The organism is Algibacter sp. 2305UL17-15 (genome assembly GCF_040720935.1).
GTDB lineage: Bacteria > Bacteroidota > Bacteroidia > Flavobacteriales > Flavobacteriaceae > Jejuia.
In genome coordinates, this window is sequence record NZ_JBFDAE010000003.1 from 92,162 (window position 1) to 110,338 (window position 18,177).

Genomic DNA, 18,177 nt, shown 5'->3' on the forward strand with positions numbered 1-18,177 from the left:
AAAAAACAATTTAAAAACATAAAATCATGGCAGATTATCCGTTAGCAAAGTTTCATTTCTCAGTAGATTGGGGAGGAACAAAAATAGGTTTTACCGAAGTTTCAGGACTCGATGTAGAAACTGAAGTCATCGAATACAGAGAAGGCTCAAGTCCAGAATACAGCAAAATAAAAATGCCGGGGATGCAAAAATTTTCCAACATAACTTTAAAAAGAGGCACTTTTAATAGTGATAATGAATATTACGAATGGTGGAACACCGTAAAACTCAACACCATTGAAAGAAGAGACATTACCATCAATCTTCTTAATGAAGAACATGAACCTGTGGTGACATGGAAAGTGAAAAATGCATGGCCTACAAAAGTGCAATCAACAGATCTTAAAGGAGATGGCAATGAAACAGCGATTGAATCGGTGGAAATAGTACATGAAGGATTGGTTATTCAAAATGATTAATTATGGGATTGTTACCACCAATTACGAGCTTTCATTTTTCGGTAATATTCCTCGATTTGCAACCTAACATCGAGATTGGGTTTCAATCCGTTAGCGGACTTTCTGGCACCATCGAAACAGAAACGATTGCTGAAGGTGGCGAGAACAGGTTCAAACACCAACTTCCAACGGGTGTCACATTTCCTAATTTGGTGCTAAAGCGAAGTTTACAAATAAGCTCAAGTGTTACGGCCTGGTGCGAAGATGCTATCGAAAAATTCATCTTTAATCCTATCGACCTTTTAGTGGTGCTTCATAACGAGGAGCATTTGCCTCTTTATACCTGGAAAGTGGTTCACGCTATTCCTGTGAGTTGGTCGGTTTCCGATTTTAATGCGGAGAGCAGCGAATTGGCTATTGAAAGTTTAGAGCTCAAATACCAATATTATGAATCTATGTCAGCAAATGATGTATTACCATTTTAATTCTAAGAATTATGCCGATTGAAATTAAAGAATTACATGTTAAGATTACTGTTGATAATGATGTCGATAAAAAGCCCACTATCAAAAACAATTCAAATAATAAAGAACAAATTGTAGCGGAATGTGTAGAGCAGGTTATGCAAATTATATCAAATTTTAAAGAACGATAAACGATGTTATCAACAGGCGAACTTACTAAATTAAAGATTATTGCGTACAGCGGTCCAGAGTTCAACGAAAGTGATAAGGTTAGCGATGGCGAATTTGAAACGCTAATAAACCCAGAAAAATATGTCTTTAATTATGTCACCGAACAAAACGAAGACCAAGCTACTGGCACAAGTGCAAACTCAACAAGATTCAATAAAAAGTTACCAGAAGTTATTGATCTTGATATTGTTTTTGACCGCACGGGAGCGATTAAAACTTCAAAGGTTTCAGATGAAGGCATCATTGATGATATTGAAGATTTTAAGAAAGTTGTATTGGAATACGATGGCGAAAATCATCAGCCAAATTATTTGAAAGTATCATGGGGGACTTTGCTTTTTAAAGGCAAATTAACAGAAATGAGTATTGAATTCAAGCTTTTCAGACCCGATGGCGTGCCCATAAGAGCCATAGCAAAAATCAAGCTTACAGGATTTGTAGAAGATGATTTAAGAGTGGCCAAAGAGAATAATCAATCGCCAGATCTAACACACCTTAGGACTGTAAAAGATGGTGATACTTTACCATTGATGTCCTATCGGATTTACGGCGATTCTAAATACTATTTGGAAGTTGCAAAAGCTAACGGGATTACTAATTTCAGACACCTAACCATCGGTCAACAACTTGTTTTTCCGCCTTTAGAGAAAACCTCATAAATTATGAATAACAGCAGAACCATACAAATATCTAAAAGTTCGGATCTCACCACATTCAAAGTGATTATAGAGGGTGAAGAGCTTTCAAAAAAGTATCAGGTTAAGCAAATACTGGTCCATAAAGAGGTGAACAGGATTGCGTCTGCAACCATTGTGTTAATTGATGGTGATGCTGCAAAACAAGATTTCGAATTGAGTAATGAAGATTTGCTCATTCCAGGAAAAAAAATAGAGATTACTGCGGGTTATCATTCAGATGAAGAAACCATTTTTAAAGGCATGGTCATTAAGCACAATTTAAAGATCAGGGCCAACGCTTCTTTACTTAGTATTGAATGCAAGGACGAATCCGTAAAACTAACCATTGGTAGAAAAAGCAGCTATTTTTACGATACATCAGATAGCGATATTTTTGAAACCATCATAGATACTTATGGCTTAGAAAAAGATATAGAAAGCACGAACCAGACACATAAGGAGTTGGTACAATACCATACTTCCGATTGGGATTTTATAGTGTCGAGAGCACAGGCAAACGGAAAATTATGCTTTGTTGACGACGGAAAAATCACGATAAAAAAACCTGAAATAGATCAAGAGGAAGTTGAAACCGTAAGCTTTGGTGCTACTTTGTTGGATTTTGATGCGGAGATTGATGCTAGAAACCAAGTCAGTAAAGTATCAAGTTATGGTTGGAATCCTTCCGGTCAGGAACTTCTTGAAATTGAAGCCAACGATCCAAATGTACAACTCAATGGTAATTTATCGTCATCTGATTTAGCTTCTATTATAGATTTAGACAATTTGGAATTAAGACATGGAGGTGTTGTTAGCGATGTTGAACTACAGGATTGGGCAGATGCAAAGTTGCTGTTTCAGCAACTGGCAAAAATTCGTGGAAAAGTGAAATTTCAAGGCATCCCTAGTGTAAAACCAGGAACGCTATTAAAACTGGAAGGTGTTGGCGAACGTTTTAATGGTAAGGTATATATAACAGCGATTAGGCATCAGATTTCGGAAGGCAATTGGACCGTAGATGCACAATTTGGTTTAAATCCAGAATGGTTTTCCGAAACTTTTGATATCAGTCCACAGCCGGCTTCAGGTTTGATTTCAGCAATAAACGGACTCCAAATAGGTGTCGTTTCCCAATTGCAGGATGATCCCAATGGCGAAGATCGCATTTTGGTACAATTGCCCATAATCAATAATGAAGAACAAGGTATTTGGTGCCGAGTGTCTTCTTTAGATGCGGGCGATTCACGCGGCGCCTTTTTTAGACCAGAGATAAGTGACGAAGTTGTTGTGGGTTTTATTAATGACGATCCCAACGATGCGATTGTTTTGGGAATGCTTCACAGTAGTGCAAAACCAGCGCCTATCGTAGCTTCTGATGATAACCATGAAAAAGGATTTGTATCGCGAAGCGACATGAAAATCCTATTCAACGATGATAAAAAATCAATAACCATAGAAACCCCAGCAGGTAAAAAAATTACCATGGATGAAGATGCGGGAAGCATCATTATTGAAGATGAGAACTCCAATGTACTAACCATGGATTCCAGCGGCATTGCCATGGAAAGTGCAGGAGATATTCAAATAAAAGCGACTGGAGATGTTAATATAGAAGGCAGCAATGTTAATGCAAAGGCGAACATTCAGTTCAAGGCAGAAGGATCTGCAGGCGTAGAAATGTCGTCTAGCGCAACAGCAGTTCTAAAAGGGTCATTGGTACAAATTAATTAATAATAATTGTCCGATAAAAGACAAAAGATAAAAGACACAACTAAATAATAAAACATATGCCAGCAGCAGCAAGAGTAGGAGATATGCATACATGCCCGATGGTAACAGGTGTCGTGCCACATGTGGGCGGCCCTATATTACCAGCTGGAGCGCCAACAGTACTTATTGGCGGTATGCCCGCAGCAAGAGTTGGAGATATGGCGGTTTGCGTCGGCCCGCCAGATACCATTATAGCAGGGTCTGCTACGGTACTTATAGGAGGAATGCCTGCTGCACGCATGGGAGATTCAACCGCACATGGAGGTATAATAGTTTTAGGTTTACCAACAGTTTTAATAGGATAATATGGAGAATAATAAATCATTTTTAGGCACAGGCTGGAGTTTTCCTCCAGAGTTCAATAGCGCCAAGAAAACAGTTGTGATGACTTCAAACGAGGCAGACATTAAAAAAAGCCTAGAAATTCTTTTAGCAACAAAACTTGGTGAGCGCATCATGCAACCAACCTATGGCTGTAACCTGGAAGAATTGATGTTTAAACCATTAAACATCACCTTAAAAACATTTGTTATCGATTTGATCAAAACAGCAATTCTGTATCATGAACCACGAATTGATGTTGAAAAGATTGATATAGACCCAACCAATGAATTGCAAGGAGAGCTTTTAATCCTTGTAGATTATCGTGTTAGGGCAACAAATTCAAGAGCAAATTTAGTCTATCCTTTTTATAAGGCTGAAGGCACAGAAACCTAAAAAGAAATGTAAGCAAAATGAGTAAAGATTGTAATCATACTGATATTCTTTTAAAGAGGAACGGCACGAATCAGAACCAAAGGCATATTGATGCACTAAGTCCAGATGCTTTAAAACTTCACGATCTCAGCATTGATGATTGGATGGCGTTTGCTCATGCTTTTGCCAAAAATGTCAACTATTTTGACACTAAAATGAATACCAAAGATGGAAGCTGGGAGCGATTTTTTGTTGAAAAAGATGCCATTAAAAATTTCTTGCTTGACGCCGAAATCAATAAGGACTTAAATCCCCATTTAACATTATTCGTTTGCTTTTTAAAGCTAATCGAGTTAAGCCAAAAACGACTGAATAACCTTTCTAAAAGGCATCTTGATTTTTATTATAAAGAAGTCCTCAAACTCAGTAATAAAGAAGCGGTTCCAGATAAAGTGCACCTTTTGTTTGAGCTTGCAAAAAATGCTTCTGATGTTAGGGTTGAAGAAGAAACCGCTGCTGATGCCGGTAAAGATGGCGATGGTAACAAAAGAGTCTATAAAACACAAAATGAATTAATTGTCAATAGTGCAAAAATTACTGCGCTTAAAAACGTATTTCATGATAAGGGCACTAGTGTTAAATATTCCGAAATAGCCAATTCTTTTGATGGTTTAGGAGAAGATTTTCCAGATGACAATATTAAATGGTGGCCATTCGGACATCCTAACTTTAAGAATAGTGATGATTTTCCGAACCTTCCAAATGCCAAATTAGGTTTTGCTATTGCATCGCCAATATTATTGTTAAAAGAAGGAGAAAGACTGATTGTATTCCACATTACATTAGCCACTAAACCAAACAAACCCATTAGTGCGAACGATTTTGAAGACGGTTTGGAAATTCTATTGAGTGGCGAAAAAGAATGGATTTCCGCACAGATAATTACCGCAAAATCGCCAGTATCTGAAACGGATTATTCGACTTTATCTGACGCTAATCTTAAGATTGTCGTGAAGTTGTCCGCCGCGGAAGAGGCTGTTGTGCCTTATCAAAAAGAGGTGCTTTTGGAAAATTTCAATTCTACAAATCCCATTGTTCGCTTTTTATTTAAAACTGGCGATAACACGTCAGGGTATAAACTTTATAACATTTTAAACAACCACAGCATATCAAAAATCAAAATAGATGTTGATGTAAAAGAGATGCAGGATTTGGTACTCGAAAACGATTTGGGACGTTTAGATACATCCAAACCTTTTTTACCATTTGGACCCCAACCTGTTCGGAATTCCAAATTATATATTGGCTGTCAAGAGGCATTAAATAAACCTTGGAGTGCGGTAACCATTAATTTACAATGGAAAGACACCCCCTTTTACGGAGCAGGGGAAGATCATTTTAAGGAACACTATATTGCCTATAGAAAAGGGCATCTTGCTAATCTTGGGAAAAACACCTATTCGCTCACAACATCAAATAAGTCCGAAGATTTGGATGGCGATTTAATTGTTCCTTCCGATGATTATTTTGAAGTTTCAGTTGAAACACTAAATGAAAAAACTTGGGATCCTAATTTGCCTAATGAAGTGTTATTTGTTCCAAGTAGCAATGGGTATGTTTCAAATTTAAGTATTACGCCATCTGGTAAGAGTTCGAGTGCCACATCAAGTAAGCCTTCATATAATAAAACTAAAAAAAGTGCAGGTGATACATCTTTTGGGTTTGGGAAATTTCGAAGTTCAAATGTGTTTAGCGACTATTCAAATGTTTATAATAATTCCGTATTGGAATTTGAAGACCGCATTATGGAAGGCGTTAAAGGTTTGTTTAACAATCCCTTAAAGCAAGAAAATTTTTCGTCGAACTCCAAAAGAGGTTTTATTAGGTTGTCGCTCCAACAATCATTTTTACACGATTTATTTCCGAAAATATATGCGGTAGCTTTATCCAAGGATGTTTTGGATGCGCTGATTCCCAACGAACCTTATACGCCGTTAGCTGAAACAATACGTATAAATTATAAGGCCTCGGTTATTAAAAATTTTGATTTAGAGAATACTTCCGATAGTTTAAAACAAAATCTAACTAATTATTTGGACGAGTCTATAGAGCTTTTTCACGAGCATCCCTTCGGACAGTCTGAACAGCATACCTATTTAAAGTCCAAGCATGATTTCTTGACCGACAAGACACAATGCACACTAGTTCCTAAATGTGACCACGGTGAATTGTTCATAGGTCTTGAAAACGCAGAACAGCTCCAACAAATATCATTTTTGATTCAAGTGTTGGAAGGTAGTGAAAACCCGGATTATGAAGGCGAAGAAACTTACCAAGACAACGAAAAATTAGAGTGGTATATTTTAAGTGGTGACGAATGGAAACCTTTAAATGATAATTTTATCGTCTCCAACAACACCGATAATTTTCTGAAATCTGGCATCGTAAAAGTCTCTATTCCTAAAGAGGCCACAAGCAACAACAATAGAATCCCCGGAGATTTATTTTGGTTAAAAGTGACCAATATAAAAGCCTTTGATGCGGTTTGCCAAATGGTAAACATCCATACTCAGGCAGAAATTGCGGAATTCTATAATAACAACAATGAACTTTCCCATTTAGAAACTGGATTGTCCGAAAAAACCATTTCAAAATTGGTTGAGCGCATAGCCACTTTAAAAGGCGTAACACAACCCTATAGTTCGTTTGATGGTGTTCCAAAAGAAACCGATGCCCAATTTTACAGACGCATTAGCGAACGCCTGAGACATAAGCAAAGAGCCATAACCATTTGGGATTATGAGCAATTGATCCTTCAGCAATTCCCAAAAATCTACAAGGTGAATTGCTTAAAACACACGTTTGGCGATTCGGAACTGTCGCCTGGATCTGTAACTGTTATTGTAGTTCCGAATATTATTGACCAGAATGTTTTTGATGTTTTCAAGCCAAGAATAAGTAAAGCGAAACGTAATGAAATACAGAATTTCATCAACAGCCTAAATACGCTCCATGTGGAAGCCTTAGTTGAAAATCCTAAATATCAAGAAGTGAAAATTTCGTTAAAGGTGAAATTCTATGCAGGAAAAGACGAGAATTTTTATAAAAAGCAACTGCAAAAAGACATTTCAAAATTCTTGGCACCATGGGCGTATGAAGAAACTGCCGAAATAAATTTTGGCTTGACACTACACGAAAGTGTGGTTATTTATTACATAGAGCAACTGGATTATGTCGATTATATCAAAGACTTCGAATTACTTGAAGCAACAAAGAAAACGGATAGTAAAGGCGATGTCATATTTAACCCTGTGCGTGCTGTTGTACCCGCAAATTCAAAGGTTATCTTAACCTCAGTAAAATATGAAGAACATAGTGTAGAACCTATAAGCATCAATGAATGTGTAAATGCTTAAAAGAATTAATTTGATGAAAGAATCTGTTACCATACCGAAACAAGTCAGTACCAAAAACGACCTTGATTTTGGTTTTCTGCGCGAACTAGGGTTGGAGCACCTTGAAAGTTTGGGAAGCAAAATTTGGACGGACTATAACACCCATGATCCTGGAATAACGATTATGGAAATGCTTTGCTATGCCATAACCGATTTGTCCCAACGTATCGAAATGCCCATTGAAAACCTATTGGCTTCGGAGACTGAAAATTTCAAGCAGATGCACCAACAGTTTGTGTCTGCGGTCAATATCCTGCCATCAAAACCAGTTACCGCTTTAGATTATCGAAAATTATTTGTTCATATAAAAGAAGTAAAAAACGCTTGGATTGTTAAACATGAACAACAAATATTCTTGAATTGCGAAAACCATCAGATGTCTTACACCGCTTTCAAAATCGATAAAAAAGATCAGAAAGATTTCACTTTAAAAGGCCTAAACGATATTTATATAGATTTTGAAGATGAGGTAGAAGACAAAGAAGCGGTATTCGAAAAAGTAAAACAACTGTATCATAAAAACAGAAATCTATGCGAAGATTTAGTAAATGTATGCGAAATACCAGAGCAGCATATTTCGGTATGTGCGTATCTTGATATTAGTCCCGATGCAGATGAAGAGCGTATTCAAGCCTTAATTATTAGAGCGATTGGTCATTATTTAGCACCATCTGTTTCGTTTTATTCCCTAAAGCAAATGTATGACAAAGGTTATACAACAGATCAAATATTTGAAGGCCCTATACCTTTTGAAAAAGGTTGTGTCGAACCAGAGGATTTTCAAGGTGGATTTATCGATACGGAAGAGCTTCGAAATGCGTCTTTGCGACAAGAGATTCGCCTTTCAGATATGATCCAAATCATTATGAATATTGAAGGTGTTTTAACAATCAAGGACATTTCAATGAAAACCTGTGATGATGACGAAGCAAACAAAGACCCTTGGATAATTTGTGTAAAAGAGAACCATAAACCTGTTCTATGTTGGGATGAAGACGATGAAAACTGTAAAGATTGTAGCAATAGTATCTTCAACTTTAGTAAAGGGTTTTTGCCAATTGGAGTCAACAAAAAACGAGTTGTAAAGATTCTTGAGGCATTACATCAAGAGGAACAAGAACAACTCACAGACATTAAAACCGAAGATGTCACTTTTCCGCTAGGTAAGTTTTCAAACGCAAAAGCCTATACAAGTATTCAGGAAGATTTTCCAGAAACCTACGGCATATCTTCAAATGGTTTGCAAGCAAATGCAGATAAAGCACGAAAAGCCAAAGCGAAACAACTCAAGGCATATCTTCTGTTTTTTGATCAAATATTGGCGAATTATTTCTCGCATCTTTCAAAAGTAAAAGATTTATTATCTATTGATGAAAGCTTAAAAAAACTGTACAGCGTCCATGCGATTTCTGAACTCTCTAAGGAAGACAAACAGACCTATTTCACACAAACAGTAAATGATATCACTGGAATTGACGAATTAGTGGATACAGGAAACTATGAAGATGATTTGATTAAAATCGTTAATAACTTAAAAAGTGATGCGCCAAATGCAGCAGACGACACATTCTACGAACGCAGAAACCAACTTTTAGATCACTTGATAAGTAGGTTTGCCGAACGTTTTAGTGACTATGCCTTTATTATGAAAATGATTTATGGTGATGCTAATGCCAAATACCAAATATTGAAAGCTAAGACGAAGTTTGTTGAAGATTACAAAACAATAAGTTGTGAACGTGGTATAGGTTTCAATTACTGTGACTCTAAAGTATGGGATACAGAAAATGTTTCGGGAGCTCAAAAACGTATTGCCAGACTTACGGGAATTTCAGATTTTAGTCGCAGAAATCTTCTAAATGATGCGATTGAAATCTATGATGAAAAAGATAAAACAGAAGACAATCTTACAGAATACCGATGGCGAATTAAGGACGGTACTAAAATATTGCTCTCGTCCAGTAAACATTACCATGTACTCAGGGATGCTTTGAAAGAACTTTTCTTGTCTTTTGAGCTCGCAAAAAACAGAGACAATTATGATTTGAAAAAAACCAAAACGGGGCGAACATATTTTAATATCATAAATCCAAAGATTACAGACAAAAAAGATGAAGATTACATTGTAGCACGCAGAATAGCCTATACGGCAACACAGGAAAAATCGGAGCAAAAACGTGATGAAATCATCGCCTATTTAAAAGATTTAAGTGCATACGAGGAAGGCATGTATCTTATAGAACATCTCTTGCTCAGACCAGATACTTACAATGCTGCTAGTGCCGATAAGAAACGAAAAACACCAAAAAACCAGCTTCCAGATGCGCCACCAGAAACTTTTATGCCGTCGTGTTTAGATGGCGATTGCAAGAGTTGTGGTCCATTAGACCCTTACTCGTTTAGGGTATCTGTTATACTTCCAGGTTGGCCCAACCGATTTTCAAATAAGGACTTTAGGAACTACATGGAAAAGATAATACGGGAAGAAATACCAGCGCACGTGTTGGCACGCATCTGCTGGATTGGTCATGTAAAAGGTGTGAAACCAGATGATGAAAACGACATGCTACAAATGCAACTTAAGTATAGAATGTTTTTGGAACAATTGCATATTAAATGTGTAAACCATCCTTTAAGTGAAGCAGAAATAACAAGTTATAGAACTGTTTTGAGTGATTTTATTCCGAGTTTTAATAGCATCCATACTATTTACGATTCTGGAAACCTTCACGATTGCGACAACGACGATACCGAAACAAAAGGCAATAAAATAATATTAGGAAGAACAAACATTGGCAACCTTTAAATAACAACATCATGGCAACAACAAAATTAGATAAAGAACCGAAAGACCCAGCATATAGAAGATTTGTACCAGATCAAGTGTTAACGGCGTCGCAGCTCAACGATGTGATCGATCATTTTGAATGTCAAGACCGTTTCACACGTATTTGTCTTAACGGCGTTGGGATTGCTTGTGGATTGGAAATAAAATACGCAAAGAACAGTTCGATAGAAGTGACAAAGGGTTGTGCAGTAACCACGGATGGTGACCTGATTCCATTTTCCGGAGCCACCTATACACAGGTTAAGACCTTTAATGATGTAGAAGCAAAATATAGCCGTTTCAATGGTATTAATTTGATAGAGCTATTGACCGATGATACTACAGAAGAAAGCAATGTTGAGCCCTTAAGCACGGTTGAGGATTTGGAGACTATGGTGGTTGTGCTTTACTTAGAGTATTTCTGCAAGGAAGAAACACCATGTACGTCAACAGATTGCGATACGCAGGGCGAAGGGCAGTCTGCAAAAATAAGATTGCTTTTAATTCCGAAAGAAAACGCCAAACGAATTAGCAACAAAGACAACGATCCCATATTTGATGCACATAACAACACCAAGAAATTTATTGATTTACCCGACGTGAATCTTAAAAGGGTCATTCTAAAAAATAGCTACTTTACAAGAAACCGCGTTCAGGTTATATCGCAAAATTCAAACACAGCAAGCTATTTTAGGCTTAAGGATAGTTACAGAAAGGCCATACAAGATACCTCGGTTATTGCAGACCTTAAAAGTGGCATCAGTAAATTATTTACAGATTTTAAGGTGTTGTTGGATACTGGTTCGATAGAAACTAAAGCCAGTACCATCAATACTAAAATAACCGCTCTATTTAAACTAACGTCCAGAAATTTGCCGCTAGACATTCAATATCGTTATGATTTACTAAAGGATTTAATAGATACCTACAACGACATAAAGTGTCTTCTTTTTGATTTAAGAGTTGTTTGTTGCCCAGATATCAGTTCTTTTCCGAAACATCTTTTTTTAGGGGAATTAGAACCGGTTGAAACATTTTTTCAATGTCGTCATAAATTCTATCCCTCACCAATAATTCCGCATGGAAAAGAAAAATTCGAAGAAATAAGAACCCTGATTTTAAGAATTCATTTTATGCTGAGCGACTATAAAATTCCTCAGTCGTCAGCACCAATTAAGGTAACGCCATCAAAAGTACCATCTAAGGAATTGGGCAAAAGAGCGCTTCCGTACTATTATAAAACATCGTCGGATTTAATTAAAAATTGGGATTACGATAAAACGAAAAAATTTAAGTCTGATGAAAATCTAGGCTATCAATCTGCTAATTTGTCAGAAAGCGATGCCATTCAAAACCCTTTGGATTATGACCTCGATGCCCACGATTTTTATAGAATTGAAGGCCATTTAGGAAAAGACTACCGCGACGCCATAAAAGATCTAGATACAATAAAAACTGACAAGGGACTTGCCTTCGATATTAAGGTACTAAGTATTGATGAGACCATAGAAAGTATCGATCCCAATGATTATGAGTGCGAATTCGAAGATATTAATGCGGTGTTAAGAGCGTGGCGGGCAGAACAGAATTGTCTCAATGCCGGGGTTTCTAAATTCTTTTCTGGTTTTAGCCTAAAAAAACAAGGCGAGCATAAATTTTATAAATTATCAAAACTTGCCAATATTACTGCTGATACTTCCAGACCCTCAGAATCGACTGAAACAGCGCCGCCAAGACCCTCGACGACTGGAACTGGTCCCGGTATTTCAGTGGCACCAATTACCCCAGTTTTTTCTGGATCTACAAGATCCTTATTGGCTTCAGATTCTAGATTTTTTGACACCAAATCAGCTATAGACACCAAAGCAATCTTTAAAGCTATTCCGGGACTCAAACTCTATAATATCGATACGGTAGTCTTGGACAATTTGGAAAAAGACGAGGATGTTTTGGGAAGCATTGTTGAAAAGGCCATGCGCGAAAAGCCAGAAGGTTCGGCAGAAGACATTGTCAACTTGGTGAAACGCAACATCGATCAAGATCCAGAGATTTCTACTTGGGATGCCGATAACAGAGAGGTTGCCATGTACAATGCAGCAGAAATACTGTCTTATACAAAAGTAGCTTCCCGATTTATTCCAAACGATATCACCGAAATTGACCCTGATAGAATTGATAAGTACGATCAAACCATTAAAGACCTCTGTAGTCGTGTTGAGCGTTTTAAGAAGAATATGACAACGCTGTTATATAAGCCAGAAACGACATATAAAAGAATTGGGCACGAACAACAATATGCGCTTCTTCTTAATCAATTGTCTGTTAATTGCTGTTCGGCCGCTAAAATGAAGTCGCTTTTAGCCGAAATTGAAATCCGTAAAAAGAAAATTTTAGAACAAAAATTACTATCAAAATTCGTTGAAAAACATGCTGGTCTAGAACACAAAGCAGGCGTAAAACCAGGAGGCACTTTTGTTTTGGTTTACAAAGGCGGCATACGAAAAGCCCAGCCTATTTTTCCTTTAAACCCGTCATTTGGAAATGTATTGAGTGATGCCCTGATAAACCCAAATATTGGGACAATTGGCAGAAACCCCATAGCTAACATATCTGCAATTAAAACTAGTGGAAGAACTTTGGCAAAAGATACCATTGCAACTAGAAATATAGATTTTGCAGAGATTGACCCAAGAATTAGTGATAACCTGAATTTAGAGAATCTTATAAACCCGAACATTTTGGATGCCTTGGGGGATAGATTCATCTTACCGCCGTTTTCCAATATTTCGGAAAATACGGTTGTTGCAGATTTCACATTGCCTTATATCTGCTGTTCTGATTGTTCTCCAATTGCCTTTATCGTTCCTAAAACACCAACATCTTTAAGATTGCCAGTTGACTTTGTTTGTTTAGATGACAAGACTGAAAAAATAGCATTCGAGGTATCTCCATCAGATGGCGTTGTAGCTGCCGATGTAGCTGAGGGGCTCAATGGCGGTGTTATCCAAGAAGATGGCAAGTATATGTTTGATGCCAATGCCGTTAGTGAAGAACTGTATGGAAAAGAAATCAAGTTTACCGTTAACGACCAGTTTACAGATGCCAGCATAACAGTATTTAAAAAGCCTAAGTTCACTATTGTAGCTTCAGAACCTAGATTCTTTAATAAGAACACCATTGCTACTGTAAACTTTACGGTTAACTATACCGAACTGCCTGTTGATACATATACATACGAATGGGATTTTGGAGATAACTCACTTAGTGAAAATGAAAATCCGACACATAAGTATCATCTAAATCTTGGAGATGGTGGTAAAAACGCATTTGCCGTATCATTAACCATTACCAACGGAAGATGCAGTCATACTGAAAACCTTGATTTGCAAATTGATGTCGTGGTAGAAGAGAAAGCATGTATTGATGAATCGAAAGTTATTTTAGAAAGAGGATTAAAAGAGTTAGCTGAAATTGGCAATACCGATATTTCTGATGATGTTCGGAAAAACGCAATTGCGCCCACCACAGAGTTACACCAGAAAATTACTGGAGAATTGAAAAAATTTGTCGAGGGATCATTTAATTCGGAATTACCTAACATTTTTACAAAACTCCTTCAGAATACTGCTGGTCAAATTTTAGAAAGAAAGGACGAACAGGGTAAACCTGAATTTATTGCATTAGCGAACACCTTCCGTTTGCAAATCCAAGCGTTGTATAGTGTTTTATGTTGTCAATCTGAAAATCGGATAAAAGAATTTTCAAATAGTATAAATAGTGTTTTGACTGAAATAGACAAGGCTCTTCAACAATTTAAGAAAGATAAGATAGACGTGGATAGAGAAGGTAAACTAAAGGAATTCCTAAAAGCACTATTAAAAAAGGTTTCAGGATTGGAGCTGCTTCAAAGGCATATTAAAATACAGATGGAACAATTGAAATGATGAATTATGGATAGTCAAAAACACATCATTAATAAGGTTTTCCTTGAGGTCAATACCAACTCAAGCAAAGAGGCGTTTGCCCTAAAGGACAATCTTAGCGTGTTTTTAAAACATCAATTGTTTCCGAAAATTGAAAGTTATTTTGATACCCAAAACAAAATTTTATCAGGTTCAAGCATACGATTCAATAAAATTGAAATTAACATAAACCAAGCAGGAATTGTTAATTTGAACGCCCTTAAAAATGATATTGTCAACCAACTCAAAAAAAAGATTGATTTCGAAATTCAAAACACAGCAAACCACACAGAAGACCAAAATGAATTGGTCGTACTATCTAAAACCAAGAGTACCCTAGATAGTTTTATCTATTTTTTGAGAACTGGTGCGAAACCGTGGTGGCAATCTAATATATCGGACCTATTCGATGAAAAGGGTATTGAAACCATTATTTCAGAACCTGGTTTTTCTTCAAAATTTATTAAAGTCTTAGCTTTTGAGAAAGCAAAACAAAGACTTTTAAATCAGTTTGGCGATGATATCTTATGGCGTCTTTTAGCGACTTCTAATTCTAAAAAAACAGTCTCTAAACGCAAGGTTTTTAGTGTCTTAAAGAAGAACAGTACATTAAGAGATACGTTTTGGATTGCTGTTATTGATGGGTGTAGATTGAATACAAGCAGCAGGATAAAAACCATGCTTCATCAATTTGCTGCGACTAAGACCATCGATTCAAACGAGCGTCAAGCACTTGAAAATTTCGCGACTTCTATCATCAATAAGCCTTTAAATGACAAAAAAAATATTGAGTTGCCTCCTGAAAAAGAAGTATTGACTAATGAGAATCCAACAGAAGAAGCTTTATATATAAATAATGCAGGATTGGTGCTTCTACATCCTTTTCTCAAGCAATTTTTTATGAATGCAAAACTAGCAGATGCAACTGGTAAAATTATCGAGTCAGAAGTAGAAACCGCCATTCATCTGTTACATTATTTAAGCACGAAACAGGAACAACAGCTAGAAAGCGAACTGGTATTGGAGAAATTTCTTTGTGGCTACCCTATAAATAAATCCATGCAACGGTTTATTGAATTGCCGCAAGAATTAAAACACATGGGCGAAGAGGTATTGCAAGCTGCCATAACACATTGGGATGCATTAAAAAGTACGTCGCCAGATGGTTTACGAACAGGATTTTTACAACGCGAGGGTAAACTAATCATTGAAAATAACACGTGTAAACTCATTGTGGAACGCAAAGGACAGGATATTCTTTTAGATAAAATTCCATGGAATATCCACCTTATAAAATTGCCTTGGCTTGACAATTTAATAGTTGTAGAATGGTAAAACAAATGATTTATGAAAACGTATAGACGCTATAAAGAAAAGGCAAATGACAATCATACGCCATTCATTCAACCAAAATTGAAGATTGGCAAACCTGGTGATGCCTATGAAGTTGAGGCAGACGCCATGGCCAGCAAAGTGATGAATAACACCAAACCTCAAGAAGCCATTCAAAAAACGGAAGGTACAGAAGAAGAGGTGCAGCAGAAACCTTTAGCAGCATCAGTTACACCTTTGGTGCAAAAGCAATCCGAAGCAGTAGAAGAAGAAGCTGTACAAACCAAATGTGCCGATTGCGAACAAGAAGAAAAGGTGCAACGTATGGAAGAAGAGGAAGAAGCTTTGCAAACGAAACCTAAGGGGGCTAGCATCGCTCCAATAAATATAGAATCATCATTAAAAAGCTCAAAAGGAAGCGGACAAAGGTTGCCAAAGCCTGTTAAGCACGATATGGAATCTGGTTTTGGTGTCGATTTCAGTCAGGTAAATATCCATACGGACAATAATGCTGTTCAAATGAACAAACAATTACATGCACAAGCATTTACCCATGGCAATGATATTTATTTTAATAAAGGAAAGTACAATCCTTCATCAAATGATGGTAAGCATTTGTTGGCTCATGAGTTAACGCATACCATTCAGCAAAAAGGTATGATTCATAAAAGCATACAAAAATTTTCATATGGAAGTGGTAGTGCGCCACATGCTGACTATAGTGCTGTGCCCAAAAAAGAAAAGGCAAGAATAGATAAAGCCATGGCTATTGTGAAAAAAATTGTTGATAATCCTGATAAATTTCCTGTGTGCCACAATTTCTTTAAAAACAATACCCCGGGTGGTTCGTCTAAAACCCTTAAAGAAATTTATAATAGGATGAAGGTCTGGTTTGATAAAGACAACTCGGTTTATGGCTCTAGCATTGTTCCAAATGATTTGGCATACACTTCAGAAACATGGCGATGGGGAAGATGGTCTCTCGCGGGAATGTTTATTCACGAAATGATGCATCTTGCTGGACAGGATAATGAAGCCACCAACGATTTGGCAACCAAAAAATGTAGACTTCCAGACATTCAAGAGTTCAAGGATAAAAGAAAATAGTTATAAATAATCATTAAAACTAAACACATGAAAATATTTAATTATGAGATAGATTATAAATACAAACCTTCAAAATAAAAAGCCATGGAAAAATTATTTGAGAATTTATTTATATACGAAATCGTCCTGCTCTTTTTGGGCGTACTCCTATTTATAATTTTATGTGGTTCGTTGGTTTATATCATAATTAAAAAAGAGGATATAAAGAAACTGTTATATTTTTTCACAATTCCCATTATAATGATAGCCTATCCCAGTATTCAAGAGGTTCAGATTGAAAAAGATAAACTGGCCATTATAAAGTACCAGGATAAAGTTAAAAATGATCCTGATAACGAAGAGGCTAAAGAAAAACTTGCTGAAGTAACGGATAAATTAGAAAAAAGAGCATCAACTCCTGCCGATATGGCGGTAATTAGCGAATCATATTTACTGCTGGAAAAACCAGAAAAGGCTGTTTCCTTCGCAGATAAGGCGATTAATGCTGACACTAAAGCAATTGCGACTAAACCAAAACCATCATCAGATGAAGCTACTCCAGTAGAAATAGTCAAAGAAAATAAAGTAGTTGAAAATCGGGTAAAGTCCCTTCAGGGCATAAAGGAATTGGCCGATATTCAAAAAGAAATAAAAAAGGATTCTACTGTTTTACAAGATAGTTTAAGGCTTAAGGCACGAATTCAGAATATCAAAACCGTCAACCCTAAAACGCAGCTCTATTTTAATAGAAAATATATTCAAAGAAAATCATCAACTCTTAACACTAAATAATTATGAAAACACTTAAAAGAACTTTTATGACCATCATGGCGGTAACTTTAGTGAGTTGCTCCAGCCTTTATGACCATTTTACCTATACCGAAACCATCGAGACCAAATTGGAAGCTATCACGCTCATAGATAGAAGTGATACACCCTTTGCAGATTCACAGGTGCAGATCGATGACCTAAAGAACCAAATGGAGAAAATGGTAATCTATGAAAAAGGCAAGGATAAAAATGAACTGACTAAAAAAATGTGGGAACTTATAAGCAGCGATAAGCACTTAATGGGGAGTTATCTTAAACTTTGGGAAGAAAAAGGATCGTTAAATACCGCATTTAAAGAGGAAGCAAAACCCCAAATTGAAGAAGCTTTTAATTTAATGATTTTGTATGAAGAAAAGAAAGATAAAAAAAGCACCAATGCATTAACTGAATTCATTAACCAATTTTAAAC

At 36.6% G+C, this 18,177-nt stretch carries 14 protein-coding genes; all 14 read left to right on the forward strand.

The window, feature by feature from the left end:
- Nucleotides 1-26 precede the first annotated feature (26 nt).
- The 14 genes from ABXQ82_RS04020 to ABXQ82_RS04085 all read left to right on the forward strand — a co-directional run bounded on the left by ABXQ82_RS04020 (nt 27) and on the right by ABXQ82_RS04085 (nt 18,175).
- On the forward strand, nt 27-458 hold the full coding sequence (locus ABXQ82_RS04020; RefSeq protein WP_367055229.1) for a phage tail protein: 432 nt from the start codon (nt 27-29) through the stop codon (nt 456-458).
- A 2-nt stretch (nt 459-460) separates the two neighbouring features.
- Nucleotides 461-922, forward strand: a complete 462-nt coding sequence (locus tag ABXQ82_RS04025; RefSeq protein WP_367055231.1) for a phage tail protein — start codon at nt 461-463, stop codon at nt 920-922.
- 11 nt (nt 923-933) lie between these two features.
- Nucleotides 934-1,092 (forward strand): DUF5908 family protein, encoded by a 159-nt coding sequence (locus tag ABXQ82_RS04030; RefSeq protein WP_367055233.1) that lies wholly within the window; start codon nt 934-936, stop codon nt 1,090-1,092.
- 3 nt (nt 1,093-1,095) lie between these two features.
- On the forward strand, nt 1,096-1,791 hold the full coding sequence (locus ABXQ82_RS04035) for a LysM peptidoglycan-binding domain-containing protein (protein WP_367055236.1): 696 nt from the start codon (nt 1,096-1,098) through the stop codon (nt 1,789-1,791).
- 3 nt (nt 1,792-1,794) lie between these two features.
- Nucleotides 1,795-3,540 (forward strand): type VI secretion system tip protein VgrG, encoded by a 1,746-nt coding sequence (gene vgrG / locus ABXQ82_RS04040; RefSeq protein ID WP_367055238.1) that lies wholly within the window; start codon nt 1,795-1,797, stop codon nt 3,538-3,540.
- Nucleotides 3,541-3,596: 56 nt separating this feature from the next.
- Complete coding sequence (locus ABXQ82_RS04045) at nt 3,597-3,884, forward strand: PAAR domain-containing protein (RefSeq protein ID WP_367055241.1); 288 nt, start codon at nt 3,597-3,599, stop codon at nt 3,882-3,884.
- 1 nt (nt 3,885) lies between these two features.
- On the forward strand, nt 3,886-4,296 hold the full coding sequence (locus ABXQ82_RS04050; RefSeq protein WP_367055243.1) for a GPW/gp25 family protein: 411 nt from the start codon (nt 3,886-3,888) through the stop codon (nt 4,294-4,296).
- Nucleotides 4,297-4,313: 17 nt separating this feature from the next.
- Nucleotides 4,314-7,691 carry a baseplate J/gp47 family protein gene (locus ABXQ82_RS04055; protein WP_367055246.1) on the forward strand — a complete coding sequence of 1,126 codons (3,378 nt, stop codon included), beginning with the start codon at nt 4,314-4,316 and terminating at the stop codon, nt 7,689-7,691.
- Nucleotides 7,692-7,704: 13 nt separating this feature from the next.
- Nucleotides 7,705-10,536 carry a hypothetical protein gene (locus tag ABXQ82_RS04060; RefSeq protein ID WP_367055248.1) on the forward strand — a complete coding sequence of 944 codons (2,832 nt, stop codon included), beginning with the start codon at nt 7,705-7,707 and terminating at the stop codon, nt 10,534-10,536.
- An 11-nt stretch (nt 10,537-10,547) separates the two neighbouring features.
- The gene (locus tag ABXQ82_RS04065) at nt 10,548-14,501 is read left to right on the forward strand and encodes a PKD domain-containing protein (protein ID WP_367055251.1); all 3,954 of its coding nucleotides are present in this window, start codon (nt 10,548-10,550) and stop codon (nt 14,499-14,501) included.
- Between the two features lie 6 nt (nt 14,502-14,507).
- The gene (locus ABXQ82_RS04070; RefSeq protein WP_367055253.1) at nt 14,508-15,854 is read left to right on the forward strand and encodes a contractile injection system tape measure protein; all 1,347 of its coding nucleotides are present in this window, start codon (nt 14,508-14,510) and stop codon (nt 15,852-15,854) included.
- Nucleotides 15,855-15,866: 12 nt separating this feature from the next.
- On the forward strand, nt 15,867-16,958 hold the full coding sequence (locus ABXQ82_RS04075; protein WP_367055256.1) for a DUF4157 domain-containing protein: 1,092 nt from the start codon (nt 15,867-15,869) through the stop codon (nt 16,956-16,958).
- An 84-nt stretch (nt 16,959-17,042) separates the two neighbouring features.
- Nucleotides 17,043-17,729: a hypothetical protein gene (locus ABXQ82_RS04080; protein WP_367055259.1), complete on the forward strand. Its 687-nt coding sequence runs from the start codon at nt 17,043-17,045 to the stop codon at nt 17,727-17,729.
- 2 nt (nt 17,730-17,731) lie between these two features.
- A complete protein-coding gene (locus ABXQ82_RS04085) occupies nt 17,732-18,175 on the forward strand; it encodes a hypothetical protein (protein WP_367055262.1) in 444 nt (147 codons plus the stop codon).
- The last annotated feature ends 2 nt before the right edge of the window (nt 18,176-18,177 follow it).

What these genes read in the sequence shown, in the direction of transcription:
- ABXQ82_RS04020 (WP_367055229.1), top strand. Translation starts at nt 27, where the DNA reads ATGGCAGATTATCCGTTAGCAAAGTTTCATTTCTCAGTAGATTGGGGA.
- ABXQ82_RS04070 (WP_367055253.1), top strand. Translation starts at nt 14,508, where the DNA reads ATGGATAGTCAAAAACACATCATTAATAAGGTTTTCCTTGAGGTCAAT.
- ABXQ82_RS04075 (WP_367055256.1), top strand. Translation starts at nt 15,867, where the DNA reads ATGAAAACGTATAGACGCTATAAAGAAAAGGCAAATGACAATCATACG.
- ABXQ82_RS04060 (WP_367055248.1), top strand. Translation starts at nt 7,705, where the DNA reads ATGAAAGAATCTGTTACCATACCGAAACAAGTCAGTACCAAAAACGAC.
- ABXQ82_RS04045 (WP_367055241.1), top strand. Translation starts at nt 3,597, where the DNA reads ATGCCAGCAGCAGCAAGAGTAGGAGATATGCATACATGCCCGATGGTA.
- ABXQ82_RS04080 (WP_367055259.1), top strand. Translation starts at nt 17,043, where the DNA reads ATGGAAAAATTATTTGAGAATTTATTTATATACGAAATCGTCCTGCTC.
- ABXQ82_RS04050 (WP_367055243.1), top strand. Translation starts at nt 3,886, where the DNA reads ATGGAGAATAATAAATCATTTTTAGGCACAGGCTGGAGTTTTCCTCCA.
- ABXQ82_RS04025 (WP_367055231.1), top strand. Translation starts at nt 461, where the DNA reads ATGGGATTGTTACCACCAATTACGAGCTTTCATTTTTCGGTAATATTC.
- ABXQ82_RS04065 (WP_367055251.1), top strand. Translation starts at nt 10,548, where the DNA reads ATGGCAACAACAAAATTAGATAAAGAACCGAAAGACCCAGCATATAGA.
- vgrG (WP_367055238.1), top strand. Translation starts at nt 1,795, where the DNA reads ATGAATAACAGCAGAACCATACAAATATCTAAAAGTTCGGATCTCACC.
- ABXQ82_RS04035 (WP_367055236.1), top strand. Translation starts at nt 1,096, where the DNA reads ATGTTATCAACAGGCGAACTTACTAAATTAAAGATTATTGCGTACAGC.
- ABXQ82_RS04085 (WP_367055262.1), top strand. Translation starts at nt 17,732, where the DNA reads ATGAAAACACTTAAAAGAACTTTTATGACCATCATGGCGGTAACTTTA.
- ABXQ82_RS04030 (WP_367055233.1), top strand. Translation starts at nt 934, where the DNA reads ATGCCGATTGAAATTAAAGAATTACATGTTAAGATTACTGTTGATAAT.
- ABXQ82_RS04055 (WP_367055246.1), top strand. Translation starts at nt 4,314, where the DNA reads ATGAGTAAAGATTGTAATCATACTGATATTCTTTTAAAGAGGAACGGC.